Annotated in this window: 22 protein-coding genes; 6 read left to right on the top strand and 16 right to left on the bottom strand. The window is 63.2% G+C overall.

Annotated features, from left to right (window positions below):
* Nucleotides 1-183: 183 nt before the first annotated feature.
* A complete protein-coding gene (norR, locus tag FB481_RS22325; protein WP_147177901.1) occupies nt 184-1,746 on the bottom strand; it encodes a nitric oxide reductase transcriptional regulator NorR in 1,563 nt (520 codons plus the stop codon).
* Between the two features lie 157 nt (nt 1,747-1,903).
* Between norR and hmpA the strand changes: the two genes are divergently transcribed.
* Complete coding sequence (gene hmpA, locus FB481_RS22320) at nt 1,904-3,085, top strand: NO-inducible flavohemoprotein (protein WP_147177899.1); 1,182 nt, start codon at nt 1,904-1,906, stop codon at nt 3,083-3,085.
* A gap of 46 nt (nt 3,086-3,131) precedes the next feature.
* Here the strand turns inward: hmpA and FB481_RS22315 are convergent, their stop codons facing one another.
* A complete protein-coding gene (locus tag FB481_RS22315; RefSeq protein ID WP_147177897.1) occupies nt 3,132-4,382 on the bottom strand; it encodes a CaiB/BaiF CoA-transferase family protein in 1,251 nt (416 codons plus the stop codon).
* Between the two features lie 74 nt (nt 4,383-4,456).
* Nucleotides 4,457-5,638, bottom strand: a complete 1,182-nt coding sequence (locus FB481_RS22310) for an acyl-CoA dehydrogenase (RefSeq protein ID WP_147177895.1) — start codon at nt 5,636-5,638, stop codon at nt 4,457-4,459.
* A gap of 153 nt (nt 5,639-5,791) precedes the next feature.
* Between FB481_RS22310 and FB481_RS22305 the strand changes: the two genes are divergently transcribed.
* Both FB481_RS22305 and FB481_RS22300 read left to right on the top strand, forming a co-directional pair.
* A complete protein-coding gene (locus tag FB481_RS22305) occupies nt 5,792-6,691 on the top strand; it encodes a LysR family transcriptional regulator (RefSeq protein WP_147177893.1) in 900 nt (299 codons plus the stop codon).
* 196 nt (nt 6,692-6,887) lie between these two features.
* Nucleotides 6,888-8,147 (top strand): DUF5924 family protein, encoded by a 1,260-nt coding sequence (locus FB481_RS22300; RefSeq protein WP_147177892.1) that lies wholly within the window; start codon nt 6,888-6,890, stop codon nt 8,145-8,147.
* Here FB481_RS22300 and FB481_RS22295 read toward each other — a convergent pair.
* From FB481_RS22295 to FB481_RS22270, 6 genes are all read right to left on the bottom strand, one after another.
* Nucleotides 8,129-9,358, bottom strand: coding sequence for a nucleoside recognition domain-containing protein (locus tag FB481_RS22295; protein ID WP_147177890.1), 1,230 nt, complete (start codon nt 9,356-9,358; stop codon nt 8,129-8,131). The two genes, FB481_RS22300 and FB481_RS22295, sit on opposite strands and share 19 nt — an antisense overlap.
* Before the next feature lie 130 nt (nt 9,359-9,488).
* Nucleotides 9,489-9,950 carry an inhibitor of vertebrate lysozyme family protein gene (locus tag FB481_RS22290; RefSeq protein WP_178109922.1) on the bottom strand — a complete coding sequence of 154 codons (462 nt, stop codon included), beginning with the start codon at nt 9,948-9,950 and terminating at the stop codon, nt 9,489-9,491.
* A 13-nt stretch (nt 9,951-9,963) separates the two neighbouring features.
* On the bottom strand, nt 9,964-10,128 hold the full coding sequence (locus tag FB481_RS22285; RefSeq protein ID WP_013789335.1) for a DUF1328 domain-containing protein: 165 nt from the start codon (nt 10,126-10,128) through the stop codon (nt 9,964-9,966).
* A 64-nt stretch (nt 10,129-10,192) separates the two neighbouring features.
* Entirely contained in the window at nt 10,193-10,483 is a 291-nt protein-coding gene (locus FB481_RS22280; protein ID WP_147177888.1) for a hypothetical protein, read from the bottom strand.
* 201 nt (nt 10,484-10,684) lie between these two features.
* The gene (locus FB481_RS22275) at nt 10,685-11,119 is read right to left on the bottom strand and encodes a PA2169 family four-helix-bundle protein (RefSeq protein ID WP_093506758.1); all 435 of its coding nucleotides are present in this window, start codon (nt 11,117-11,119) and stop codon (nt 10,685-10,687) included.
* A 72-nt stretch (nt 11,120-11,191) separates the two neighbouring features.
* Nucleotides 11,192-12,043: a BON domain-containing protein gene (locus tag FB481_RS22270; RefSeq protein ID WP_093506756.1), complete on the bottom strand. Its 852-nt coding sequence runs from the start codon at nt 12,041-12,043 to the stop codon at nt 11,192-11,194.
* Nucleotides 12,044-12,268: 225 nt separating this feature from the next.
* Between FB481_RS22270 and algB the strand changes: the two genes are divergently transcribed.
* Nucleotides 12,269-13,612 carry a sigma-54-dependent response regulator transcription factor AlgB gene (gene algB, locus FB481_RS22265; protein ID WP_093506754.1) on the top strand — a complete coding sequence of 448 codons (1,344 nt, stop codon included), beginning with the start codon at nt 12,269-12,271 and terminating at the stop codon, nt 13,610-13,612.
* Nucleotides 13,609-15,393: a KinB sensor domain-containing domain gene (locus FB481_RS22260; protein ID WP_147177886.1), complete on the top strand. Its 1,785-nt coding sequence runs from the start codon at nt 13,609-13,611 to the stop codon at nt 15,391-15,393. The genes algB and FB481_RS22260 overlap by 4 nt, the downstream gene beginning before the upstream one ends.
* 5 nt (nt 15,394-15,398) lie before the next feature.
* Here FB481_RS22260 and FB481_RS22255 read toward each other — a convergent pair whose 3' ends face one another.
* Together FB481_RS22255 and FB481_RS22250 are read right to left on the bottom strand one after the other, a co-directional pair.
* Nucleotides 15,399-16,181: an N-acetylmuramoyl-L-alanine amidase gene (locus tag FB481_RS22255; protein ID WP_093506750.1), complete on the bottom strand. Its 783-nt coding sequence runs from the start codon at nt 16,179-16,181 to the stop codon at nt 15,399-15,401.
* Nucleotides 16,178-16,771, bottom strand: coding sequence for a MarC family protein (locus FB481_RS22250; RefSeq protein WP_093506748.1), 594 nt, complete (start codon nt 16,769-16,771; stop codon nt 16,178-16,180). The genes FB481_RS22255 and FB481_RS22250 overlap by 4 nt, the downstream gene beginning before the upstream one ends.
* Nucleotides 16,772-16,917: 146 nt before the next feature.
* Here FB481_RS22250 and FB481_RS22245 point away from each other — a divergent pair, with 146 nt between their 5' ends.
* On the top strand, nt 16,918-18,336 hold the full coding sequence (locus FB481_RS22245) for a DASH family cryptochrome (protein ID WP_093506746.1): 1,419 nt from the start codon (nt 16,918-16,920) through the stop codon (nt 18,334-18,336).
* Nucleotides 18,337-18,385: 49 nt separating this feature from the next.
* On the opposite strand, the gene FB481_RS22240 is transcribed toward FB481_RS22245, so the two are convergent.
* The 5 genes from FB481_RS22240 to FB481_RS22220 form a co-directional block, all read right to left on the bottom strand.
* Nucleotides 18,386-19,288: a response regulator gene (locus FB481_RS22240; protein ID WP_147177884.1), complete on the bottom strand. Its 903-nt coding sequence runs from the start codon at nt 19,286-19,288 to the stop codon at nt 18,386-18,388.
* 117 nt (nt 19,289-19,405) lie between these two features.
* Entirely contained in the window at nt 19,406-20,134 is a 729-nt protein-coding gene (phoU, locus tag FB481_RS22235) for a phosphate signaling complex protein PhoU (protein ID WP_093506742.1), read from the bottom strand.
* A gap of 177 nt (nt 20,135-20,311) precedes the next feature.
* On the bottom strand, nt 20,312-21,145 hold the full coding sequence (gene pstB, locus FB481_RS22230; protein ID WP_013789324.1) for a phosphate ABC transporter ATP-binding protein PstB: 834 nt from the start codon (nt 21,143-21,145) through the stop codon (nt 20,312-20,314).
* A gap of 86 nt (nt 21,146-21,231) precedes the next feature.
* Complete coding sequence (gene pstA / locus FB481_RS22225; RefSeq protein ID WP_178109921.1) at nt 21,232-22,908, bottom strand: phosphate ABC transporter permease PstA; 1,677 nt, start codon at nt 22,906-22,908, stop codon at nt 21,232-21,234.
* 13 nt (nt 22,909-22,921) lie between these two features.
* Nucleotides 22,922-25,207 (bottom strand): ABC transporter permease subunit, encoded by a 2,286-nt coding sequence (locus FB481_RS22220; RefSeq protein ID WP_147177882.1) that lies wholly within the window; start codon nt 25,205-25,207, stop codon nt 22,922-22,924.
* Nucleotides 25,208-25,345: the final 138 nt, after the last annotated feature.

Below are 25,345 nucleotides of genomic sequence, written 5' to 3'. Positions count from 1 at the left end.
GCCGTCCGTGCAACCTTTTATTTTCGTCTAACTCGTTGATCTACAAGGAGTTTTCAGATCAGGCTGCGCCGGAAGTGGTGCGCATTATAGGCCCCCACATTTTCTGGTCAACCGTTTATTTCATCTAATTGAAATAAAGCTGCCAGCCGGGCTTCCTCTATATAAGCAGCAACCTGAACAGGCCTATTTCAGGCCCAGCCGCCTGGCCAATCGCTGCAGGTTGGCCCGATCCACTGCCAGCTCGCGCGCCACGTCCGACCAGCGCCCGGCATGACGATCAAACGCTGCCTCTATAACACGCCGCTGATAGTTATCCACCGAATCGCGCAGCCCCTGGCCCATGGGCGGTAATCCTGAGTCAGGAGCCACAGGCGCCTCGCCTTCTATATAGGAGAGGTCCGCGGGGCGTAGATCCAGTGCTCGGCTATCGATGGTCAATATCTGCGGGCGCTCCGCGCAGGCCGACAACGCCTTGATCGCCGCACGCCCGATCAAATGCTCAAGCTCGCGCACATTGCCAGGCCAGTCATGCTGCAGCAGCGTCTTCTGCACATCGGTTGCAAGACGCAGGCTACGCAGCCCCAGGCGTGCCCGGTTGTCTTCAAGGAAGTAACCCGCCAGCAGCAGTACATCACGCCCCCGCTCACGCAGGGCCGGCACCTTGAGCGGATAGACGCTCAAGCGGTGATAGAGGTCGGCACGGAAACGCCCTGCACGCACCTCCTCGGCCAGGTCACGGTTGGTAGCCGCCAGCACGCGGACATCTACCCGGTGTTCCCGATCCGAACCGACACGCTGCAGCTGCCCACTCTGCAATACCCGCAGCAGCTTGGATTGCATCGCCAGGGGCAGTTCGCCCACTTCATCAAGAAACAGGGTGGCGCCGTCCGCCAGCTCGAACTTGCCGCGCCGCTCGCTGACCGCCCCCGAAAATGCGCCCCGGACGTGACCGAACAACTCGCTCTCAACCAGGGTATCCGGCAACGCCGCGCAGTTGATACTGACCATGGGCCGTGAGGCCCGGGCCGAAGCTCCATGCAGCGCCTCGGCCACCAGTTCCTTGCCCACACCTGTCTCGCCACTGATCAGCACCGTCAGGTCACTGCTGCCGACCAGCTCTATTTCCTGCAGCAGCGCCTTGTGCCTGGGGCTCTGGCCGATCATCTCCCTAGGCCGCACGGCGGCAGCTGCTTGCTTATAAAGGTCGGCGCGGCGCTGCTCATCTTCCACGCGCCCCATTAGCAGGGAAATGCGCTCACTGGCCGCCACGGTCGCCGCCGCGAGACTGGCGAAAGCTTCCAGCATGCCCAGGTCGACACGACCGAAGCTGCTCGACTGCAGTGAGTCCAGAGTCAACAACCCCCAGAGCTGCTCCTTCACATAAAGCGGGCAGCCCAGACAGTCATGCACTTCCAGGTGCCCATGCTGCCCTTCCAGCAAGCCATCGTAGGGATCGGGCAACTCGCAGTCGGCAGCGAATCGAGTAGGCCCACGGTGCTGCAGTAGCTCATACAGACGTGGATGCTCACTCATCTTGAAGCGCCGGCCCATGGTGTCGGCACTCAGCCCCTCCACGGACAGTGGCACCAGCACGTCGCCATCGAGCCTGAGCAGCGCCACGGCGTCACAGGGAAACAGCTGCCGCAATGCAGCGAGCAAACGCCGATAGCGCTCACGCTCGGAAAGCTCACGGGACAGGTCATCCACCAACGGAAGCAGAGCGACCAGCAAAGGATTCGAGGTCATAAAGACACCAAGAGAGTCATAAAGACACGAAAGCGAAAGGTCAAAAAGACTCATAGCATGCCCAACCCCACTAATCTAGAGGCCTCCAAAGTTGGCACGGGATCTGTAATGAGCCAGGTAGAGAAAACATCCATGCCTTGCGACAGGAGCGATCACCATGCTGAGCAACCAACAACGCGCCATCATCAAAGCCACCGTGCCTCTGCTGGAAACCGGCGGCGAAGCCCTGACCCGACACTTCTACGCGATGATGCTGGAGGAGTATCCGCAAGTACGCCCGCTGTTCAACCAGGCTCACCAGGCCAGCGGTGCCCAGCAGCGCGCACTGGCCAATGCGGTACTCATGTATGCCCGGCATATCGACCGCCTGGAGGCGCTCGGTCCGCTGGTAGGCCAGATCGTCAACAAACACGTGGCGCTGCAGATCCTGCCGGAACACTACCCGATCGTGGGCAGTTGCCTGTTGCGGGCCATTCGCGAAGTGCTGGGAGAGGAAATCGCTACGGATGAAGTGATCCAGGCTTGGGGCGTGGCCTACGGGCAACTGGCGGACATCCTGATCGGCGCTGAAGAACAGGCGTACAAGGAACACGAACAGGCACCAGGTGGGTGGCGCGGCTCGCGCCACTTCAAGGTGGTCAGCAAGACGCCCGAGAGCGAACAGATCACCTCGTTCCTTCTGGCGCCGGTGGACGGCGGTGCCGTGCTACGCCAGCAGCCGGGCCAATACATCGGCCTGCGCATGGTCATCGACGGCCAGGAGCAACGCCGCAACTACTCGCTTTCCGCTCAGGGCAACGGCCGTGAGTACCGCATCAGCGTCAAGCGCGAAGCCGAGGGCAAGGTGTCCAACTACCTGCATGACCATATCCAGGAAGGCGACACCCTGGAACTGTTCCCGCCGGCAGGTGACTTCGTGCTGCGCCCCTCGAGCAAGCCTCTGGCATTGATCACCGCGGGCGTGGGCATCACTCCGGCGTTGACCATGCTGGAAGCGGCCCGCGAGAGCGGCCGACCGATTCATTTCATCCACTATGCTCGCCACGGCGGCGTGCATGCCTTCAAGCAGTGGATCGAAGAACAGAGCCGTGCTTACCCACAGATCAGTTACCACTTCTGCTACAGCGCCCCGCGTGACGGCGACCAGCCCCATGCCCAGGGCGTGGTCAGCCGCGAACAACTGGCCAACTGGCTGCCGGAAAACCGCGACCTGGACGCTTACTTCCTCGGGCCGAAACCCTTTATGGCGCAGGTAAAGCGGCACCTGAACGACCTTGGGGTTCCCGGCGAACAGTGCCACTACGAGTTCTTCGGCCCAGCTTCCCAGCTAGAGGCTTGAGAACATCCCTCGTCTCTGGCTCTGCGGTGGCTGGCTCACCGCCGAATCAGATGACGCCCTGAGCGCGTAGTGCCTGAATCTGCGCAGCGTCCAGCCCCAGCACCTCGCCGAGCACCCGCTCGGTGTGCTCCCCCAACAGCGGCGGCGCCTGGCGGTATTCGACGGGGCTGGCCGACAGCCGCAGCGGGCTGGCCACCTGGGGCGTGTTGCCCGCCAATGGATGGGGCAGGTCAAGACGCAGCCCCCGGGCGATCACCTGCGGATCGGCGAACACCTGCTGCAGATCGTTGACCGGCCCGCATGGTACGCCCGCAGCTTCGAGCAGGCTGACCCATTGCGCGGTGGTACGGAACACCGTGGCCTGGCGGATCAGCGGGATCAGCTCGGCCCGGTGGGCGACACGCTGGCCGTTGCTGGCAAAGCGCGGGTCCAGGCCCCATTCGGGATGGCCGGCCACTTCGCAGAACTTGCGGAACTGGCTGTCGTTACCCACGGTGAGAATCAGGTCGCCATCGGCGGTCGGGAAGGCCTGGTACGGCACGATGTTGGGATGGGCATTGCCCAGGCGCTTCGGCGAAACACCGGTGGTCAGGTAGTTCATCGCCTGGTTGGCCAGGCACGCCACCTGCACGTCAAGCAGGGCCATGTCGATGTGCTGGCCTTCGTCAGTCTTGTCGCGGTGCGCCAGCGCCGCCAGCACGGCGACCGTGGCGTACAGCCCGGTGAGGATGTCGGTCAGCGCGACGCCGACCTTGACCGGGCCGCCGCCCTCGCCGCCCTCGCCGCCCTCGCCGCCCTCGCCGCTATCGGGCTGGCCGGTCAGGCTCATCAGGCCGCCCAGGCCCTGGATCATGAAATCATAACCGGCACGTTTGGCGTATGGGCCGTTCTGGCCGAAGCCAGTGATGGAGCAATAGATCAGCCGCGGGTTGATCGCCTTGAGGCTGGCGTAATCCAGCCCGTAGGCCTCCAGGCCGCCAACCTTGAAGTTCTCGATCAGGATGTCCGATTTGGCCGCCAGCTCACGCACCAGACGCTGACCTTCGGCTTGGGTGAAGTCCAGGGTCAGCGACTGCTTGTTGCGGTTGGCGGCAAGGAAATAGGCCGCCTCGCTGGTATCGCGCCCCTCGCCATCACGCAGGTAGGGCGGCCCCCAATGGCGGGTGTCATCGCCGACCTTGGGCCGTTCGACCTTGATGACCTCGGCGCCGAGGTCGGCCAGGTTCTGGCCACACCAAGGGCCCGCGAGCACGCGGGATAAATCGAGCACACGCAGATGAGACAGGGCACCGGACATCGCAGAGGCCTCGTACGGAGATGACGCAGGCGTTCCCACGCCAGGCGCGGGAACGTTCAACAACCTGAAGCGGCTTAGAAGAAGGCCTGGATGCCCGTCTGCGCCCGCCCCAGAATCAGCGCGTGCACATCGTGGGTGCCCTCATAGGTGTTGACCACCTCGAGGTTGACCAGGTGGCGGGCCACGCCGAATTCGTCGCTGATGCCGTTGCCGCCCAGCATGTCACGGGCCATCCGGGCGATATCCAGGGCCTTGCCGCAGCTGTTGCGCTTCATGATCGAGGTAATTTCCACCGCCGCGGTGCCCTCGTCCTTCATGCGCCCTAGGCGCAGGCAGCCCTGCAGGGCCAGGGTGATTTCGGTCTGCATGTCGGCCAGCTTCTTCTGGATCAGCTGGTTGGCGGCCAATGGGCGGCCGAACTGCTGACGATCCAGAGTGTACTGGCGCGCCGTGTGCCAGCAGGCTTCGGCAGCGCCCAACGCGCCCCAGCTGATGCCGTAGCGAGCCGAGTTCAGGCAGGTGAACGGGCCGCGCAGACCGCGCACATCGGGAAAGGCGTTCTCTTCGGGGCAGAACACGTTATCCATGACGATTTCGCCAGTAATTGACGCGCGCAGGCCGACCTTGCCGTGAATGGCCGGCGCCGAGAGGCCTTCCCAGCCCTTTTCCAGCACGAAACCGCGAATCTCACCGGCATCGTCCTTGGCCCAGACCACGAAGACATCGGCAATCGGGCTATTGGTGATCCACATCTTATTGCCGGTCAGGCGGTAACCGCCGTCGACCTTCTTGGCGCGGGTGATCATCGAGCCCGGATCGGAGCCGTAATTCGGCTCGGTGAGGCCGAAGCAGCCGATGTATTCTCCAGTGGCCAGCTTGGGCAGGTACTTCTGCTTGGTCGCTTCGCTGCCGAATTCATTGATCGGCACCATCACCAGCGACGACTGCACGCTCATCATCGAACGGTAGCCGGAGTCGATGCGCTCCACTTCGCGGGCGATCAGCCCGTAGCACACGTAGTTGAGGCCGCTGCCGCCGTAGGCTTCAGGAATGGTCGCGCCAAGCAGGCCGGTTTCACCCATCTCGCGGAAGATCGCGGGGTCGGTCTTTTCATGGCGGAAGGCCTCGAGCACCCGCGGCGCCAGCTTGTCGGCGGCGAATTGCTCGGCGCTGTCACGCACCATGCGCTCTTCTTCGGTGAGCTGCTGGTCGAGCAGCAGCGGGTCGATCCAGTTGAAGCTTGCCTTGCCGGCCATCGCGAAATCCTCGTGCAGTCACTTAGTGGGCTGAGACTAAAAGCCTAGCCGGCTGCCCGCAAACGACTAATCTGCACGCCACTGTGCAAAAACCTCACTCCGAGATAGCCTGAGGATCAATAAAACGCGCTATCCAGTGAGGTACTTGCACAGATGCGTCGCAAGATTCCCAGCACCTCGGCACTGGTCGCCTTCGAGGCCTCCGCTCGCCACCAGAGCTTCACCCGTGCAGCCGATGAACTGGCGCTGACCCAGGGCGCGGTTTGCCGGCAGATCGCCGGGCTCGAAGCCTTTCTTGGCATTGAGCTGTTTCGCCGCTCGCGCCGCGGCGTATTGCTGACCGAGGCGGGTACCGCATACGCGGCCAAGGTGGCCGCGCAGCTCGATGCCGTGGAACGCGATACCCTGGCGCTGATGGGCGCCCAGGGCGCCATGGGCCTGGAGCTCGCCGTGGTGCCGACTTTCGCGACGCAGTGGTTGCTGCCGCGGCTCAAGGACTTCCAGCGATTGCACCCGGAGGTCACCGTGCACCTGACCAACCGCACACGGCCGTTCCTGTTCGCCGACACCGGCTTCGATGCGGCGATCTATTTCGGTGATGGCGACTGGTCGGGTACCGAGGCGCATTTCCTGATGCACGAACACCTGACGCCGGTGTGCAGCCCGACGCTGCTCGGCGGCCAGCCGGCCACTGCCGAGCGCATCGCCGAATTGCCACTGCTGCAACAGAGCACCCGCCCCTACGCCTGGCGCCAGTGGTTCGCGGCGCAGGGGCTGAACGTCAGTCGCGACATGACCGGCCCGCGCCTGGAACTGTTCTCGATGCTCGCCCAGGCGGCCCGTCATGAAATGGGCGTGGCGTTGATCCCGCCGTTTCTTATCCAGCGCGAGCTGGCCGACGGCAGCCTGGTGGTCGCCCTCGATCGACCGGTACCGGACGGCGGCCGCGCCTATTACCTGACCGTGCCGGAGCGCAAGGTGGAGTCGGCGGCGTTGCAGGCGTTTCGGGATTGGTTGTTGGGGGAGGCGCAGCAGTATCGAGTTATGAGCTGATTGGTCTCACAGGCAGCAGGACCGCGTAGCAATCTATAAGACGAGTTATGTTCATGATTTCGCGCGCATGGCGCGCTCCCACAAGTCCTGTAGCACCTCGCCTAGAGGGCTCCCATCGCCGCACTTCAGACGAACTGCGCCTGATCGGCGGAAGCCGCAAATTAGGGCAAATGCAGTATCCTGCGCATCGTTCTAGATGACTGCCAGAACTGCCTTGTCTCTACTCGATTCCAGCAAAAGCCTCATATTCCGGATCATCGCGCTGATGCAGCGGCATCCGGGCGCCATCGCCATTTTCGGTTTTTTCTCCGGTGTCGCCAGCTTCGTGCTGGTCGACCGTCAGGCCGGACTGGCCAAGGTGCTGGCCCTGGTGCTGCTGGTCAGCTGGCTATGGCTGATTCTCGAAAACGTGCTGCGCGAACGCATCGCCGCGCGCTTCGGTTTCGAGCTGCCGCGACCGTTGCTGCGTTACGCCACGCAGATGATCCACCAAGAAAGTCTGTTCTTCGTTCTGCCGTTCTTCTTCATCACCACCACCTGGAACAGCAGTCAGGCGCTGTTCAGCGGCTTGCTGGCCGCCGCGGCGCTGGTGTCGATCACCGATCCGCTGTACTACAAGTGGCTGGCGCCGCGGCGCTGGATCTTTCTCGCCTATCACACCCTGGCGCTGTTCGCGGTGATGCTCACGGCGCTGCCGATCATCTTCAAGCTCAACACCACGCAAAGCTATCAGTACTCCCTCGCCGCGGCGGTGGTGCTGTCGTTTCCCAGCCTGTTCACCATCATCACCGTGCGCAAATGGTGGCGTGGCCTGATATTGGTTGGCCTGACCCTGGCCATCGGCGCGTTCGGCTGGGTGACCCGCACCTGGGTGCCGCCGGCCACGTTGTGGCTTACAGAGGTGGCGATCACCACCGAGTTCGACAACCAGAACCGTTCACCGGGCGAAGGTATCGATCAGCTGACCGTCAGCCAGCTGCGCGCCAACGGCCTGTACGCCTACACGGCGATCAACGCACCGCGCGGTCTGGACGAGCGCATCTATCACGTCTGGGAACACAACGGTAAGGAGCTGGAGCGCATCGCCCTGGACATCCACGGCGGCCGCGAGAAAGGCTACCGCGCCTGGACCCACAAGAAGAATTTCCCCCAGGACGTGGAAGGCGACTGGGAGATTCAGGTGCTGACCGATGCCGGGCAGATGATCGGCGTACTGCGCTTCGAGGTCACCGCCGATGGCAGCATGCCGGCGAGTTCGCCGAGCATCAAAGACAAGCCGGCCGCCGAACCCGAGGAGCCGGCTGAGGCGCCACAGGATGAACCTGAAACGCCGGCCGAACCGGCGCCTGAGTCGACCGAGCCGCCCGCCGAGCCCGAACCCAAAGGCCAACCCGAAGCCGAGCAGCCCTCAGCTGCGCCGGCTGATGACTCGGCCGATCAGCCGAAGAACCAGTAGCACACGCCAATCGCAGCTACTACGCCGGCGAACTCGGCGAGCAAAGCGCAGCCCACCGCATGCCGGGCGCGCTGGATACCGACCGCGCCGAAGTACACGGCCAGCACGTAAAAGGTGGTCTCCGTACTTCCCTGGATGATCGCTGCCGCCAATGCCGGGAAGCTGTCCACGCCCTGGCTCTGCATGGTTTCGATCAGCATGGCCCGGGCGGCGCTGCCGGAGAACGGCTTGACCATTGCAGTGGGTAGCGCGTCGACGAAGCGGGTGTCCCAGCCGCCCCAGGCGACGATCCAGCGGATACCGTCCAGCGCTGCCTCCAGAGCACCGGAGGCGCGCAGCACGCCAATCGCGCAGAGCATCGCCACCAGGTAGGGCAGCAGGCTCTTGGCGACGTCGAAACCCTCCTTGGCGCCCTCGATGAACTGCTCGTAAACCTGCACCTTGCGCAGCGCGCCGATCACCACGAAGGCGACGACTATCCCGAACAGGGTGAGGTTGCCCATCAGCGACGACAGTGCCGCCAACGCAGTGGCGGACATGCCGGCGAGCATGGCCATGAAACTGCCGAGCAGGAGGGCGCCGGGAATCAGGTAGGCCAGCACCACCGGGTCCCACAGGCGCAGACGCTGCATGATGGCCACGGAGAACAGGCCGACCAGGGTCGACACGCTGGTCGCCAACAGGATGGGCAGGAACACCAGGGTCGGGTCGGGCGCGCCTTGCTGGGCGCGGTACATGAAGATGCTTACCGGCAGCAGCGTCAGCGATGAGGCGTTGAGCACCAGAAACAGAATCTGCGCGTTGCTCGCCGTGGTGCTACTGGGGTTGAGCTCCTGTAGCGAGCGCATGGCCTTGAGGCCGATGGGCGTGGCAGCGTTATCCAGGCCCAGGCCGTTGGCGGCGAAGTTCATGGTGATCAGGCCGAGTGCCGGATGGCCGCGGGGCACTTCGGGCATCAACCGGGCGAATAGCGGACCGAGCACCCGCGCCAGGGCATCCACCAGGCCGGCCTTCTCGGCGATGCGCAGCAGGCCAAGCCACAGGGTCAGGGTGCCGAATAGCAGCACCATCACTTCGACGGACAGCTTGGCCATGGCGAACAGACTTTCCACCATCGCGCCGAATACCGCCGGGTCGTCCGCCAGCAGCCAGCGACTGAAAGCGGCCACTGCCGCCACCACGAAAAAGCTCAGCCATAGGCCGTTGAGCATAGGTCACCCCCTGAAACGTAGCGGCTGATGATAGCGCGGCCGGGGGCTGGAAGTGGAAGCGTAAATGCGCTGCGGGGGAATAGCGGAGTGCGGATAGAGCAACGGCGCCAGAAGGCGCCGTTTGGTTGCATCAGTACCAGTTGGGGTCTTTCTTCAACTGCTCCTGGAGCAGCTGTTTGATGCCGTCGTCCGGCTCACCGAGCCAGCGCAGATCAGCGTGCTTGCTGGGTGTCTTGTCCTTGGGCAGTCCGGCAGGTACCTGCACCCACAGGGCGTAGGCATCGTCCCCGTCCTGGGAAAAGGCAACGTAGAGGCGCTGATTGAAACAGTCCGAGGTTTCGCACAATTGCCCGACCAGATAGGAGTCACCGTCTTCCTCCAGGGTCTTCATCGGCGTGGCGATGCCACTGAGGTTGATCACCCATTCGGGCAGACGCTCCTCATCGCGAATCAGATCCTGCCAGGCTTCACGATACTCAGTGTTGCTGGTCAGCAACTCGTTGAGGCGAAACTCGCCATCGGTATTGGCGGCCAAGGCCGCCGCACTACCGCCCAGCAAGAGAGCGGCAGCGAGCGTCTTGAATCGATTCATCAGCATGCCTCGCCTAGCCCCGTGGGCGACGACCCATGATGAACGAAACGATGAACATCACCAGGAACACCACGAAAAGGATTTTCGCGATACCTGTGGCAGTGCCTGCGATACCACCGAAACCCAGTACGGCAGCAACGATGGCGATGATCAGAAAGGTAATGGCCCAACTCAGCATGGCGTTTCTCCTTGGTATTTTTGAGGTCTTACGGGTGCAACACTTGTGAATTCGTTAAGTCGTCTCAGAACACCCAGCGGGTCTGCTTGGCCGGGGCCTGAACGGAGTCGGCACGTACCCAGTCGTCCTCGCTATGCGCCGTCGAGGCGCTGACAGTGTGCAAAGAAGCGGGTACGGCCCGTAGCGCAGCCGGGCTTGCTTTGGCTGGAGACTGTTCGATGGGGGTACTGATAGAGGTGGAAACCTGCGGCACTGCGACCTTTTGCTCCGGCGCCTTGGCGATGCTGACCAGCAGAACCATCACGGCGGCGACGGCAAGAATCAGAATCTCGGTATGGGCGCGGTGCAGGTTCATGGTGGTTCCTCATATTCGCTGTCGAACGGCTCGGCGTTCTTCTCATGAGGGGATAATTGCAGCCTGCGTGCCAGCTTTTTAAAAAAATAAATTCCTTTTAAAACATATACTTATAGACAGTAAATAAAATGCCACCATTGGCATCCTGCACGATGGCCGCCTGCGGCTCGGGCGTTCTGCACGACACCGCAGGCGCCTGCCTCACTGCATCTTCTTGCTTAGTGCGCTCATACGCTGATGACACTCACGTACCTTGGGCATCTCCACGGCCAGCAGGGCCTGCACATCAGGCTGAGCGCTCTCCAAAGCATCCTCGAAGGCTTCGAGAATGCGGTCTTCGGCTTCTTCGAGCTGCGCCACATAGGTGGCCTCTTCGTCACTCGACAAGGTAGCGCGGGCATCGGCATAGGCTTGGCGCATCTTGCCTACGAGGGTTCCGCTACTGGCAGGCGCCTCGTGGTTGGCAGCGACCTTGACTGCCAGCGCTTGGATAATCTGGTGCTTGGCCTCGGCCATTTCACGCAGCAGCGCCTTGAGTTGTTCATTGTCGATCTCGTCGTGGGCGTGTTCATAAAAGCGCTGACCATCGCGAATAATGGCGATCAGCTCGTTAAGTTGCTCGGTCTTCTGGCTCATGGTGGCTCTCCTGAGAAGGGTCTGTAGCGGATGAAACGGTGGGCGGGCCCGAATGGCCCGTCCTGAGGGTGATTAGCCGGATATACGCAGTGCGTCGGCATCGACGCCACGTACACCGCGGATGGTGCGCGCTGTTTCCACGGCCAGACGTTTTTCGGCGTTGCTGAGTACGGTGCCGCTGAGTCGCACGAAGCCTTCGCGGGTTTCGACCTTGATGTTCAGGGCATCGAGGTTGCGGCTATAGAGGTAGCTGGCCTTGATCTTGTTGGTGATCCACGCATCGCTGATCGAGGCTGCGGCATCGCTGGCGGCGTTCTGCGCTTCGGCCGAGGTGCTGTCGGCGGTGTTGATGCTCAAGTGGTTGTGCACTTCGCGCACGCCTTCAGTATTGGTGACTAGCTCACCGGCCAGTTCCTTGGCAGCCGGGGTACCGGCATTGCCGCTGAGGCTGACCACGCCATTCTCGGCACGCACCTGAATGTCCAGGCCCTCGGTATTGGTGTTCCATAGCAGGCGGGACCTGACTGTGGCAGCCAGGGTAGCGTCATCAAAACGCTGGGCCAGGGTCTTGTCGGTGACGATCCGCGCCTGGTCTTCGAGCACCGGTGGCGACAGATCGGCGTCGATCTGCAACTGGTTATCCACCTGACGAACGCCTTCGATGCTGCTCGCCAGTTCGCTGGCAAGCTCACGCTCGGCAGGGTTCTCCACCGCGCCTTTGAGCGTGACGACGCCATCTTCCACGCTCACCTCGATATCGAAGGGGTCGAGGTGACGATTGAGTGCGAATGCGGTGTCGATGGCTCCCTGCTGGCGGGCATCGCTCAATTGCCGGGCCAGATCGCCTTCGGCCGCCTGCGCGAGCGGAGCCAGAGTAATCAGACCGGCAATAGCCATGGCCAACGTGGATTGTCTCAACAGCATGTAACGCCTCCTTTTTAGCCAAAAAAGCCGCTCGCAAGCGGACCGGGTAGGGTCGCAAGCGGTATGCCAGGCAGCTTGAAAAATAAAAACCAACTAAAATCAGCCGGTTAAATCCAATGCCTGGCTATGGGCCGCTTGCACGATGCAAGATCGCGCCATACTAGCCGTGCAACTTGCACGAAGATTTCCAGATAATCTCTGCCATTCACCCCATGGAGCACGTAAATGGAAGCAACAGGTCAGAGCGGGCGCATCCTATTGGTCGACGACGAAGCGGCTATCCTGCGTACCTTCCGCTATTGCCTGGAGGACGAGGGCTACCAGGTCACGACCGCCAACAGCGCCGCGCAAACCGAATCGCTGCTGCAGCGCCAGGTATTCGACATGTGCTTTCTCGATTTGCGCCTGGGGGATGAAAATGGCCTGGACGTGCTCGCCCAGATGCGCGTGCAGGCGCCGTGGATGCGCGTGGTAATCGTCACCGCCCACTCAGCCATCGACAGCGCCGTGGACGCCATGCAGGCCGGCGCCGCCGATTATCTGGTCAAGCCATGCAGCCCCGATCAACTGCGCCTGGCTGCCGCCAAGCAGCTGGAAGTGCGCCAGTTGTCTGCCCGCCTCGAAGCCCTGGAAGGTGAAGTGCGCAAGCCCAGCGACGGCATCGACTCGCACAGCCCGGCGATGATGGCGATTCTGGAAACCGCCCGGCAGGTGGCCACCACCGATGCCAACATTCTGATTCTCGGCGAGTCCGGTACCGGCAAGGGCGAGTTGGCACGGGCCATTCACGGCTGGAGCCGACGCGCGAAGAAATCCTGCGTGACCATCAACTGCCCGTCGCTGACCGCCGAGCTGATGGAAAGCGAGCTGTTCGGCCACAGCCGCGGCGCTTTCACCGGCGCCAGCGAAAGTACCCTGGGGCGGGTCAACCAGGCGGATGGCGGTACCCTGTTCCTCGACGAAATCGGCGACTTCCCGCTGACCCTGCAACCCAAGCTGCTGCGTTTCATCCAGGACAAGGAATACGAGCGCGTTGGCGACCCGGTCACCCGCCATGCTGACGTGCGCATCCTCGCCGCCACCAACCGCGACCTCAACGAGATGGTCCGCGAAGGTCACTTCCGAGAAGACTTGCTGTATCGCCTGAACGTCATCACCCTGACGCTGCCGCCACTGCGCGAACGCGCCGACGACATCCTCACCCTGGCCAATCGCTTCCTGGCCCGCTTCGTCAAGGACTATGCCCGCCCGGCCCGTGGCTTCAACGATGACGCCACCAAGGCGCTGCTCGCCTACCAATGGCCCGGTAATATCCGCGAGCTGCGCAACGTCATCGAACGCGCCAGCATCATCTGCCCGGGCGAATGGGTGGACGTGGCCCACCTGGGCATGAGCGCTCCGGCGGCCAACAGCGCGCCGCGGGTAGGCGCCGACCTGAGCCTCGAGGAGCTGGAAAAGGCGCACATCGCCGCTGTGCTGGCCAACAGCGACACCCTCGACCAGGCAGCCAAGACCCTGGGCATCGACGCCTCGACCCTGTATCGCAAACGCAAGCAGCTCGGCCTATGAAACTACGCAGCAAGCTGTTTCTCAGCACCAGCGCGCTGCTGACCGTAGCCTTGCTGGGGTTGAGCCTGGGCATCTTCAGCGTCCTGCAGTTGACCCAGTCGCAGAGTCGTTCCCTGGCGCACAACCTGGAAATCATCAGCACCAGCCTGGATCTGCGCCAGGAACTAGGCCGGCAATTGTTCCTGATGCTTGGCGAAGACTTCGACCACAGCACGGTACAACGCCTGCAGGAATCCGATCAGCGCATCCGCGGCTGGCTCGACGACAGTCTGAAAAGCAGCGTGACCGAGGCTGATCGCCAGGCGATCCAGCAGATCCAGGACGCCTACCAGACGTTCAGCACCATGCTAGAAGACCCCCTGACGGTGCGTGATGAGCTGCTGACCAACGACGATTTCGCCAAGACCATCGAAACCGTTCGCGACCGCCTCAACACCCTGCAGGTCCAGTACGTAGCCGCCGTCAAGGACGCCGAGGTGCAGGCCCAGGAACGCGCCTGGCTGATCGCTGGGCTGCTGGGCCTGGTCGGACTGGCGGTGCTGGTGATCGGCTTCATTACCGCCCACACCATCGCCCGCCGCGTCGGCCAGCCGATCGATGCTCTCGCCCGCGCGGCCGACCAGATCGGCCGCGGCGACTTCCAGGTCACCCTGCCGATCACCCCGGTGGCCGAGCTGTCGGCGCTCAGTCGCCGCTTCGGCCTGATGGCCGAGAGCTTGCGCCAGCTCAAGAGCAGCAACGTCGAAGCACTGATGTCCGAGCAGCGGCGCCTGCAAGCGGTGCTCGACAGCATCGACGACGGCCTGCTGATCTTTGGCCGCGACGGCCTGCTCGAACACTTCAACCCGGTGGCCCAGCGCCAGCTCGGCTGGGACGACCAACCCCTCGGCCAGCGCCCTAGCCAGGCGCTCGGCCGCCCGGAACTGGACGAACAGCTGCAGCACGTGCTGCAAGGCCACAACCTGGAGCAGCGCCTGGCCGACCTGCAGGTGGAGGCCAATGGCGAGACGCGCCTGCTCAACTACAGCCTGACGCCGGTCAGCCACAGCCAGGGGCATATCCTCGGCGCGGTGATGGTGCTGCACGACGTGACCGAGCAGCGCGCCTTCGAGCGCGCGCGCAACGAATTCGTGCTGCGCGCCTCCCACGAACTGCGCACCCCGGTGACCGGCATGCACATGGCGTTCGGCCTGCTGCGTGAGCGCAGCAAGTTCGCGGCAGAATCCCGTGAAGCCGATCTGGTGAATATCGTCGACGAGGAGATGGAGCGGCTGGTGCACCTGATCGAGGACCTGCTGAATTTCTCGCGCTACCAGAGCGGTGTGCAGAAGCTCGAGTTGGCGCCCTGCGACATTCCCGAGCTGCTCGACAACGCCGTGCGGCGCCACCTGGGCAAAGCCCAGACCCGACAGATCGACATACAGCTGGAGATGGGCGATGCCCTGCCGCGCACTCACTTGGATCGCGCGCAGATCGAGCGCGTGCTCGACCACCTGATCGACAACGCCCTACGGCACAGCCCGGAGGGCGGCACCCTGCGCCTGTGCGCCCAGCGCCAGGAAGAGCGCCTGCTGATCAGCGTCGAGGATGAAGGCGAAGGGATTGCCTACGGCCAGCAGGCCAGGCTGTTCGAGCCGTTCGTACAGATCGGCCACAAGAAGGGTGGCGCTGGCCTTGGTCTGGCGCTGTGCAAGGAGATCGTCCAGCTGCACGGCGGACGCATCGGCGCCGAATCCCAGCCGGGGCAAGGTGCACGCTTTCACCTCGCCCTGCCTCTTTAATCGCCTCAGCCCTTGGCGAGGCGATTGACCTCCAGCAGCAGGGCTGCAGTTTCCGCGTCCGGCTGCCCGTCGTAGAGCGCCTGCCGGTACTTCATCTGGAAGGCGCGAATCACGTTGCGGGTTTCCTCATCCAGCACGCCAGTGCTCGGCACCGTGTAGCCCTGCTCGGCCAGCTGTTGCTGGAACCAGGCGACGCTCGGCAGGCTGGTGCTGAACACCGCCTGCTGGCGGGCCACTACCTCGGCGTTCGGCCAGGGCATCAGTCCGGCATCGGCCAGTTGCTTCCAGGGAAACATCGGCCCCGGATCGACCTTGCGCTGTGGCGCGATATCGCTGTGGCCAATGATGCTGCCCGGCGGTAGGTGATGGCGCTGCATGATGTCCTTGAGCAGCACGATCAGCGCATCGATCTGCGGCTGGGCGTAAGGCTGCCAGTAACGGCCATTGGGCGTGTCGAAATAGCCCTGGTTGACCATCTCGATGCCGATGGTGGTGCCGTTTAACCAGGTGCGGCCCTGCCACTCGCTGACCCCGGCATGCCAGGCGCGGCGGTTCTCGTCGACCAACTGGTAGATGGTCGGCGGCACGGCGTTGATCAGGTAGTGAGCGCTGACCTCTTCTTTGGTCAGCAGCTCCAGCGAGTGTGGCAGATCGGTCGAGGTGTAATGCAGCACGATGTACTGCACGCGGCTGTTCTGGCCGACGGCGGTATAGCTGTGGTCGATGCGCGGGCCGCTGCTGCAGCCGGCGAGTACGAGGACGAACAGGACAAGACTGAGAAATTTCATGGCTGGATGTGCAATACGCTCTGAATGTTGTCCAGCAGCATGTCGACGCTGAGCATGATCAACAGCATGCCCATCAGTCGCTCCACTGCGGTCAGCCCACGAGGGCCAAGGAAGCGCTGCAGGAAAGACGCCTGCAGCAGGATGAAAGCGGTCGCCGCCCAAGCCATGATTAACGCCAGGTAAAGCTCCCACAGCGCGCCCTCATGGGTGTTTCGCAAGGTCATCAGTACCGCCAGCGCCGAAGGACCTGCCACCGCCGGCGTGGCCAGCGGCACCAGCATCGGCTCGCCGTCGGGCACGTCGCCCAGTACGCCTTGCGGGCTGGGAAAGATCAAGCGCATGGCGATGACGAACAGGATGATACCGCCGGCAATCGCCGTTGCCTCCCGAGACAGGCCCAATGCGCTGAGCACTTTGTCACCAAAGGTGAGAAACAGCAGCAACAACCCCAGGGCGAACAGCAGTTCGCGCGCGGCCACCCACATGCGCCGCTCCGGGCGGACATTCTTCAAAGCCGCGATAAAGATGGCGATGTTGCCGAACGGGTCGGTGACCAGAAACAGCAATACGGCGATGCTGAAGATATCCATTGAAAGGGCTCCTTGAAAACAGCCGCGCAGTTTAGTGGCTAAGAGCCTTCAAGTCAGTGGCCACGACCTTTGATCGCCGCCGGACGGTGCTGAACTTGTCATACCTCTGCACGATCAACATGCAGTCGACTATGAGGGAACATGCCATGCGCGCGCTGCTCTGGTTCAAACAGGATCTTCGCCTCGATGATCACCCCGCCCTGCAGGCCGCACTCGCGTCCAACTGCCTGCTACCGCTCTACGTACTCGACCCGGCGCTGCTGCAGTTCGACGAATTCGGCAGCCGACGTATCGGTGTACACCGCGCACGCTTCCTGCTGGAAAGCCTAACTGCTCTGGACAGCGCGCTGCGCCAGCGCGGCTCCAAGCTGCTGGTGGTCAGCGGCAAGCCCGAAGAGGTGATCGCGCAGTTGGTCGGCCAGTTCGATATGCGCCAGGTCATCACCCTCGACGAGATCGCCCCCCAGGAGCGCGCTGTGCTCGCCCGGGTACGCGAAGCCCTTGGGCCGGTGCCGCTGCGCACCGCCCAAAACAATGGGCTGTTCAGCGAAGCCGAGCTGCCCTGCCCGCTCGATCAGTTGCCAACGGTGTACAGCCAGTTCCGCACCCTGATCGACGCGCGCCAGTACGTGTTTCAGCCGCAGTCGGCGCCCGAACAGCTCCCACCGCTGCCCGAAAGCCTGGACATTAGCGCCTACGGCCTGCCGACTCAATCGCAACTGGGCCTCGGCGATGCCCTGAGCCTGGTGCCCAGCGCGTTCCCGTTCTCCGGTGGCGAGACCGCCGCCCTGGCGCGCCTGCGCGACTACCTGTGGGACAGCCAGAACGTGCGTACCTATAAGGAAACCCGCAACGGCATGATCGGCAGCGAGTACTCGTCCAAGTTCTCGCCCTGGCTGGCCAATGGCTCTCTGTCGCCACGCCGTACCGCCGCCGAACTGCGTCGCCACGAGTCGCTATACGGCGCGAACGAGTCGACCTACTGGCTGTGGGCAGAATTGCTGTGGCGCGAATTCTTCCGCTGCACCCTGCAGCGTTATGGCCAGGCGCTGTTCGAGCCCGGTGGCCTGAGAGCCACCGAGCGAGCACCGCAACAGATTGACGAGCGTTTCGAGCAGTGGGCCCACGGGCGCACCGGCATGCCCCTGGTGGACGCCAACATGCGCGAGCTCGCCGCCACCGGCTACATGTCCAACCGCGGCCGCCAAGTGGTGGCCAGCTACCTGGTCAGCGACCTGCAGCAAGACTGGCGCCACGGTGCGGCCTGGTTCGAGGAGCACCTGATCGACTACGACCCGGCGAGCAACTGGGGCAACTGGGCGTATTTGGCCGGCGTTGGCAGCGACCCGCGTCTGAAGCGCACCTTCAACGCCCTCAAGCAGGCGCGCCAGTACGACCCGCAGGGTGAGTACGTGAGCCTGTGGATACCGGAGCTGCGTAATCTGCCGGAAAACCTGCGTCACACGCCGTTTCTACTGCAGGCGCAGCAGCTTGATGCCATCAACTATCCACGGCTGGAGCGGATTCCGGATTCCTGGCAGCGCCACCTCAACGAAGTGGCCTAGACGAGAACCGAGCATGCCGCACGGCAGCTCGGTGTCTGGCGGGGCCTGATCAGGCTCCGGGCGTGAAGTGCTTCTGGGTGGTGCCGCGAGCGATCAGGCGGGACAGATAGTCCAGCTTCTGCGGATCGCGATCGACGAAGCGGAACACCACCTGCAGCCATTCGCTGTCGGGCTTCGGCTCGAACGCTGCCACACTGTGCAGGTAGCCGTTCAGACGCGCCACTTCCGAGGCTTCGCCCTGCTCGAGGTCGAGCACCGCGCTCTCCAGCACCTGGGGCAGCAGTTCGCCGCGTTTGACCACCAGCAATGCTTCCTTGAGGCTCAGTGCCTTGACCACGCAGGCCATCATGCCGCCGGGCAGGCGCAGCTGGCCCTGACTGCGGCCCGCCGGTGCCGGGGTGGCGGCCTTGGCCGGCGCAGGCGCCGCGGCTGGAGCGGTAGCTGCCTGGGTAGGCGCCGTCGGGCGGACGGTCTCGGCCTTGCCACCGGTCAGGGCGGCCAGGGAATCGTTGGCGAAGACGCCAGTGCTGAGCATTTTCGGCGGTGCGGCGGACATCAGGGCAGCCAGCTTGCCGGCGCGCTGCAGGGCTTTCTTGACCTTGGTGATCAGTTGCTCGTTGGAAAACGGCTTGCCGATGAAATCCGATACGCCGGCCTGAATGGCCTGCACCACGTTTTCCTTGTCGCCACGGCTGGTGACCATGATGAACGGCACGCCCTTGAGCGACTCCTGCTCACGGCACCATTGCAACAGCTCGAGGCCGGACATCTCCGGCATTTCCCAGTCACAGAGAATCAGATCGATCGGGTTGCGGCCTAGGATCTGTTGGGCCTTGCGGCCGTTGACTGCTTCTTCGATCTGGATACCGGGAAGGTGGTCACGCAGCCCCTTCTTTACCAGATCACGGATAAAGGTGGCGTCGTCCACCACCAGTACACTGACTTTGCTCATCGACCACTCCCTCGAATGGCCCTTAGCATAGACGTGTGCACTGGCTTATTGCCAACATTAAAGCGCAACCCTGAGGCCCCGCGCACAGGCCCAACCTTGGCCCTTTGGGGGCAGACCTCACTCCTTGGCGCCGCTCTGCACTTCTTCGCGCATGCGGGTCAGGCCCATGTGCTTGACGTCGGTGCCGCGGACCAGATAGATCACCAGTTCGGCGATATTGCGCGCGTGGTCGCCGATACGCTCCAGCGAGCGCAGCGCCCAGATCACGTTGAGCACGCGGGAGATCGAGCGCGGGTCTTCCATCATGTAGGTAACCAGCTCGCGCAGTGCAGTTTTGTATTCGCGGTCGACGGTCTTGTCGTACTGGGCGACCGACAGCGCCAGGTCGGCGTCGAAACGGGCGAAGGCGTCCAGCGCCTCCTGCACCATCTTGCGTACCTGGTCACCGATATGCCGAACCTCGACGTAACCACGCGGCGACTCGCCTTCCTCGGTCAGCAGGATCGCCCGCTTGGCGATCTTGGTGGCTTCATCCCCGATGCGTTCCAGATCGATCACCGATTTGGAGATGCTGATGATCAGGCGCAGGTCCGAAGCGGCCGGCTGACGACGGGCAAGAATGCGCACGCATTCCTCGTCGATGTTGCGCTCCATCTGGTTGATCTGGTCATCGACCTCACGCACCTGCTGGGCCAGGCCGGAGTCGGCCTCGATCAGCGAAGTGACCGCGTCGTTGACCTGTTTCTCGACCAGGCCGCCCATGGCCAGTAGGTGGCTGCGCACTTCCTCCAGCTCGGCATTGAATTGCTGGGAAATGTGGTGGTTCAGGCTGTCTTTATTGATCATCTGGTTTCGCTCCGCGAAAGCTTCGCTTGAGTGGCCATGGTGCGCACGCTGCACCTTCCACGTTTATCTCAGCACAGAGGCCTTTGGAAAATGCTCCTTGGTGCGAAGGGCGTGCGCTGACAGTACGAGTAGTACGGCGAGCACGCCCGACAAAGCCAGGGAGTATTTGCCATGGCATCAGCCGTAGCGGCCGGTGATGTAGTCTTCGGTCTGCTTCTTGGCCGGGTTGGTGAACAGCGTGTCGGTGTCACCGAATTCGATCAGTTTGCCCATGTACATGAACGCCGTGTAGTCGGATACCCGAGCGGCCTGTTGCATGTTGTGGGTAACGATGACGATGGTGTACTTGGATTTCAGCTCGTAGATCAGCTCTTCGACCTTCAGGGTGGAGATCGGGTCGAGCGCCGAGCACGGCTCGTCGAGCAACAGCACTTCGGGCTGCACCGCCACGGTACGGGCTATCACCAGACGCTGCTGCTGGCCGCCAGACAGACCCAGGGCCGAGTCGTGCAGGCGGTCCTTCACTTCATCCCACAGCGCGGCGCTCTTCAGGCCCCACTCGACGGCCTCGTCGAGGATGCGCTTCTGGTTGATGCCCTGGATGCGCAGACCGTAGACCACGTTCTCGTAGATGCTCTTGGGAAACGGGTTGGGCTTCTGGAACACCATGCCGACGCGGCGCCGCAGCTCGGCGACGTCCTCGCCCTTGCGGTAGATGTTGCGCCCGTCGATGTTGATCTCGCCCTCCACCCGGCAACCGTCGACCAGATCGTTCATGCGGTTGAAGGTACGCAACAGGGTCGACTTACCGCAGCCGCTTGGGCCAATGAAGGCAGTCACGCGCTGCTTGGGGATGTTCATCTTGACGTCGTACAGCGCCTGCTTGTCGCCATAGAACAGGTTCAGGCCCGGCACTTCGATGGCCACGGTTTCGTTGGCCAGGTTCAGGCTCTGCTTGTCACGGCCCAGGGCCGAAATGTCGATGCCATGGGTAGCGGTTTCGTGTTGCATCAATAGTCTCCTTCGGGGCTACAGGCTTCAAGCTGCAGCGCTGGCCGGCTCACACTCGGCGCGTCGCACTGCGGCCTACAGCCACCTTAATGATCCAGGGCCTTGTACTTCTCGCGCAGGCGGTTGCGCAGGTAGACGGCCGTCAGGTTGAGAATCGCGATGACCATGACCAGCAACAGCGCGGTGGCGTAAACCAGCGGGCGGGCGGCCTCGACGTTGGGGCTCTGGAAGCCAACGTCGTAGATGTGGAAGCCCAGGTGCATGATCTTTTGATCCAGGTGCAGATAAGGATAGTTGCCATCCACCGGCAGGCTCGGCGCCAGCTTGACCACGCCGACCAACATCAGCGGCGCCACTTCACCGGCGGCGCGGGCCACGGCGAGAATCAGGCCGGTCATCATCGCCGGGCTGGCCATTGGCAGCACCACGCGCCACAGGGTTTCCACCTTGGTGGCACCGAGGGCCAGCGAGCCCTCACGCAGCGAGCGGGGAATGCGCGCCAAGCCTTCCTCGGTTGCGACGATCACCACCGGCACGGCGAGCAGCGCCAGGGTCAGCGACGCCCACAGTAGGCCCGGCGTGCCGAAGGTCGGCGCCGGCGCGGCTTCCGGGAAGAACAGCCGGTCGATCGAGCCGCCCAGCACATAGACGAAGAAGCCCAGACCGAACACGCCGTAGACGATGGCCGGAACGCCGGCCAGGTTGTTCACCGCGATGCGGATCACCCGGGTCAGTGGTCCCTGCTTGGCGTACTCACGCAGGTAGATGGCGGCGATCACCCCGAACGGGGTGACGATCACCGCCATGATCAGGGTCATCATGATGGTGCCGAAGATCGCCGGAAAGATGCCGCCTTCGGTGTTCGCCTCACGTGGGTCATCGCTGACGAACTCCCACAGCTTGCTGCCGTAGAAGCCGATCTTTTCCAGGGTCGACATGGCGTTCGGGCGGTAGGCGCGCACCACCTTGCCGAGGCTGATCTCCTGCTCGCGGCCATCGGCCGAGCGCACGGTCATGCTGTCGCGGTTGAACTGCTGGTAGCGGGCGTTGAGTTCGGCCTCCAGCTGCTTGTATTCAGCGTCCCAACGGGAACGCTCGGCGGCCAGATCTGCCTGGGCAGCCTCGGTCAGCGCGTTATCGAGCTCCAGCTTGCGGGTCTGCAGCCTTACGCGCTCGAGGCCTGCGTTGATGCGGCCGATGTCGCGCTTCTCCAGCTTGACGATCTCGCTGTGCAGCTCACCGACGCGTTGCAGACGCTTCTGCAACTCGCCCCAGGCGGCATCGCCCTCGGCGACCAGACGGCCCTCTTCCTTGACGTTGACTAGGTAGCCATAGAAGTTGCCCCACTCGCGGCGCTCGAAGGCGGTCAGGCCGGCGGGACGACGCTGCTCACCGAGCCATTCGCCGACCACCCAGGAGAAGTCCGCACCGTACAGATCACGGTTGCCGACCTTGAGCAGTTCGCGGGTCATGAATTCACCGCCCTCGGCATTCACCGGCAGGCCGGCCGCCGCCAGACGGGCGCGTGGAATCTCTTCCTTCTGCACCACTTCGCCGGCCATCTGCTTGGCCTGCTCACCAGGGATCTGGTAGCTGGCTTCGATGATATCGGCCGGCCAGAAGTGGCCCAGGCCGCGCACGGCGATAACCGCCAGCAGGCCCACGGTCATGATGATGGCGATGGACACCGCACCGGCGTTCATCCAGATCCACGGCGAGCCGCTCTTGAACCAGGATTTCAGGTTGTGCTGTTTCACGGACATGGTCTTGCAGTCCTCAGAGCGAAGCGTACTTGACGCGCAGGCGCTGACGCACCAGCTCGGCCAAGGTGTTCATGACGAAGGTGAATGACAGCAGCACCAGCGCAGAAAGGAACAGCACCCGGTAATGGGTACCGCCGACTTCCGACTCGGGCATTTCCACCGCCACGTTGGCGGCCAGGGTGCGCAGGCCTTCGAAGATGTTCATGTCCATGATCGGCGTGTTGCCGGTGGCCATCAGCACGATCATGGTCTCGCCGACAGCGCGCCCCATGCCGATCATCACCGCCGAGAAGATGCCCGGACTGGCGGTCAGGATCACCACGCGAGTCAGGGTCTGCCACGGCGTGGCACCGAGCGCCAGGGAGCCGAAGGTCAGGCTCTTGGGCACGCTGAACACGGCGTCTTCGGCGATCGAGTAGATGTTCGGGATCACCGCGAAGCCCATGGCCAGGCCGACCACCAGGGCGTTGCGCTGGTCGAACGGAATGCCCAGATCGTTGGTCAGCCAGCCGCGCATGTTGCCGTCGAACAGCCAGTTTTCCAGATGGCCGCTCATGCTCAGCGAGACGATGCCGACCAGCAGGATCACCGGGATCAGCAGCGCCGCTTCCCAGCCGTCCGGCACGCGCAGGCGGATGGACTCAGGCAGGCGGCTCCAGATGAAACCCGCCAACAGGATGCCGATTGGCGTGAAAATCAGCAGGCTGAAGATGCCAGGTAGATGCCCCTCTACATAGGGCGCCAGGAACAGGCCGGCGAAGAAGCCGAGGATCACCGTGGGCAGCGCTTCCATCAGTTCGATCACCGGCTTGACCTTGCCGCGCATGGCCGGAGCCATGAAGTAGGCGGTGTAGATCGCCGCGGCAATAGCCAGCGGGGCGGCCAGCAGCATGGCGTAGAAGGCAGCCTTGAGCGTACCGAAGGCCAACGGCGCCAGGCTCAGCTTGGGTTCGGCGTCGGTGCTGGCGGAGGTCGACTGCCAGACGTAGGCCGGCTTGTCGTAGTTCTCGTACCAGACCTTGCCCCACAGCGAGCTCCAGGAAATTTCCGGGTGCGGGTTGTCGATCAGCAGGCGTTCGATCTTGCCGTCAGCCTCGACCAGCGCGCGGTTGGCGCGCGGCGACAGCGCGGCGATGGTGAAGCCGTTAGCCACCGGCTCGACCAGCAGGGTGCGATGCGCGGTGCTGTGGAAGATGCCCAGGTTGCCCTTGGCGTCCAGAGCGATGAAACCCTTGCGGCGCTCTTCGGAGAGGATCTGGCTGATCGGGCTGTCGGCCAGCTTGAATTCACGCACCTGCTTGAGCGAGGACTTGCCATCCTCGTCGCGGACCATGAACCACTGGGCGATGCCGCCGCTACTGTCACCGGTGAGCAGCGAGATGCCGCCCAGCAGCGAGGCGGCGTGGGTGATTTCCCGGGCACCATCGTTGAGCAGCTTGTAGCGGCCGTTGAGGGCCTTGGCGCGCAGGTCGAAAACGTCGGCGGTGGCGCGGCCGTTGATCACGAACAGCCACTGCTGGCGCGGCTCGATGATCAACTCCTTGATCGGCTCGGCGATCTGCGGCAGCGCCAGGCGCTCCTCGCTGACCTCCACTTCGCCGGTCATCATGTTCTCTTCGCGGCTCAGGCTCAGCACCTGCAGCTCACTGCCCACGGAGCCGGCGATCAGCAGCGTGCCGCTGTTGACACTGATGCCCATGTGCTCCAGCGGCCGGCCTTGCGGATCGAGGTTCAGCGGGGTTTCACCGAACGGGTAGACGATCGCCGGGGTAATGGTCTTCACGTCGTTCGGGTAGGTGATGCGATAGGTGTGTTCGAACACCAGCGCCTGGCCGTTGGACAGGCCCAGGGCGATACGGTGGCTGCCCGGCTGGTCTTCACCGACCGAGACCACTTCGCTGCCGGCCGGCAGCGGCAGATCGATGCTGGTCAGCGCCTGCATGGTCTTGGCATCGAAGAACTGGATCTTGCCGTTGCGGGCCAGACGCATGCCGACCTGGTTCTGCTCCTCGAGGGTCATCAAAAGCGGCTTGCCGGCATCGGCCAGCCAGGTGGGCTGGATGGCGTCGCGCTTTTCCAGGTCGGCGCCCTGGAACATCGGCAGCACGACATAGGCAAGGTAGAAGAAGATCAGGGTGATGGCGCCAAGCACGGCCAGGCCGCCGATGGATACGCACCAGCGTGCCAGGCGATCCTTGAACGCGCGTATACGGCGCTTGCGCTGCAGGGCCGGGGTGTTGAAGTCCAGCCCGAGGGAATTGGAGGAGGCGGTCATGGGGTCACTTGGCAAGTCATTCATAGGAGAGAGCATCTCTGCGCGGCCATGAGCGCGCCGTATTTTTCGTCTATATCGCGAGCGTGGCCAATCTAACGCGACTGTATGACAGAAAAGTTACAGTGCGGTGACGCAGCAAAGCCCGCCTCTCGATAAGAGGCG

The sequence above is a fragment of the Pseudomonas sp. AG1028 genome (assembly GCF_007993955.1).
GTDB lineage: Bacteria > Pseudomonadota > Gammaproteobacteria > Pseudomonadales > Pseudomonadaceae > Aquipseudomonas > Aquipseudomonas straminea.
The sequence above is the reverse complement of the archived record's forward strand: the minus strand, read 5'-3'. Positions and strand labels throughout refer to the sequence as shown.

What these genes read in the sequence shown, in the direction of transcription:
- norR (WP_147177901.1), bottom strand. Translation starts at nt 1,746, where the DNA reads ATGACCTCGAATCCTTTGCTGGTCGCTCTGCTTCCGTTGGTGGATGAC.
- hmpA (WP_147177899.1), top strand. Translation starts at nt 1,904, where the DNA reads ATGCTGAGCAACCAACAACGCGCCATCATCAAAGCCACCGTGCCTCTG.
- FB481_RS22315 (WP_147177897.1), bottom strand. Translation starts at nt 4,382, where the DNA reads ATGTCCGGTGCCCTGTCTCATCTGCGTGTGCTCGATTTATCCCGCGTG.
- FB481_RS22310 (WP_147177895.1), bottom strand. Translation starts at nt 5,638, where the DNA reads ATGGCCGGCAAGGCAAGCTTCAACTGGATCGACCCGCTGCTGCTCGAC.
- FB481_RS22305 (WP_147177893.1), top strand. Translation starts at nt 5,792, where the DNA reads ATGCGTCGCAAGATTCCCAGCACCTCGGCACTGGTCGCCTTCGAGGCC.
- FB481_RS22300 (WP_147177892.1), top strand. Translation starts at nt 6,888, where the DNA reads ATGACTGCCAGAACTGCCTTGTCTCTACTCGATTCCAGCAAAAGCCTC.
- FB481_RS22295 (WP_147177890.1), bottom strand. Translation starts at nt 9,358, where the DNA reads ATGCTCAACGGCCTATGGCTGAGCTTTTTCGTGGTGGCGGCAGTGGCC.
- FB481_RS22290 (WP_178109922.1), bottom strand. Translation starts at nt 9,950, where the DNA reads ATGAATCGATTCAAGACGCTCGCTGCCGCTCTCTTGCTGGGCGGTAGT.
- FB481_RS22285 (WP_013789335.1), bottom strand. Translation starts at nt 10,128, where the DNA reads ATGCTGAGTTGGGCCATTACCTTTCTGATCATCGCCATCGTTGCTGCC.
- FB481_RS22280 (WP_147177888.1), bottom strand. Translation starts at nt 10,483, where the DNA reads ATGAACCTGCACCGCGCCCATACCGAGATTCTGATTCTTGCCGTCGCC.
- FB481_RS22275 (WP_093506758.1), bottom strand. Translation starts at nt 11,119, where the DNA reads ATGAGCCAGAAGACCGAGCAACTTAACGAGCTGATCGCCATTATTCGC.
- FB481_RS22270 (WP_093506756.1), bottom strand. Translation starts at nt 12,043, where the DNA reads ATGCTGTTGAGACAATCCACGTTGGCCATGGCTATTGCCGGTCTGATT.
- algB (WP_093506754.1), top strand. Translation starts at nt 12,269, where the DNA reads ATGGAAGCAACAGGTCAGAGCGGGCGCATCCTATTGGTCGACGACGAA.
- FB481_RS22260 (WP_147177886.1), top strand. Translation starts at nt 13,609, where the DNA reads ATGAAACTACGCAGCAAGCTGTTTCTCAGCACCAGCGCGCTGCTGACC.
- FB481_RS22255 (WP_093506750.1), bottom strand. Translation starts at nt 16,181, where the DNA reads ATGAAATTTCTCAGTCTTGTCCTGTTCGTCCTCGTACTCGCCGGCTGC.
- FB481_RS22250 (WP_093506748.1), bottom strand. Translation starts at nt 16,771, where the DNA reads ATGGATATCTTCAGCATCGCCGTATTGCTGTTTCTGGTCACCGACCCG.
- FB481_RS22245 (WP_093506746.1), top strand. Translation starts at nt 16,918, where the DNA reads ATGCGCGCGCTGCTCTGGTTCAAACAGGATCTTCGCCTCGATGATCAC.
- FB481_RS22240 (WP_147177884.1), bottom strand. Translation starts at nt 19,288, where the DNA reads ATGAGCAAAGTCAGTGTACTGGTGGTGGACGACGCCACCTTTATCCGT.
- phoU (WP_093506742.1), bottom strand. Translation starts at nt 20,134, where the DNA reads ATGATCAATAAAGACAGCCTGAACCACCACATTTCCCAGCAATTCAAT.
- pstB (WP_013789324.1), bottom strand. Translation starts at nt 21,145, where the DNA reads ATGCAACACGAAACCGCTACCCATGGCATCGACATTTCGGCCCTGGGC.
- pstA (WP_178109921.1), bottom strand. Translation starts at nt 22,908, where the DNA reads ATGTCCGTGAAACAGCACAACCTGAAATCCTGGTTCAAGAGCGGCTCG.
- FB481_RS22220 (WP_147177882.1), bottom strand. Translation starts at nt 25,207, where the DNA reads ATGAATGACTTGCCAAGTGACCCCATGACCGCCTCCTCCAATTCCCTC.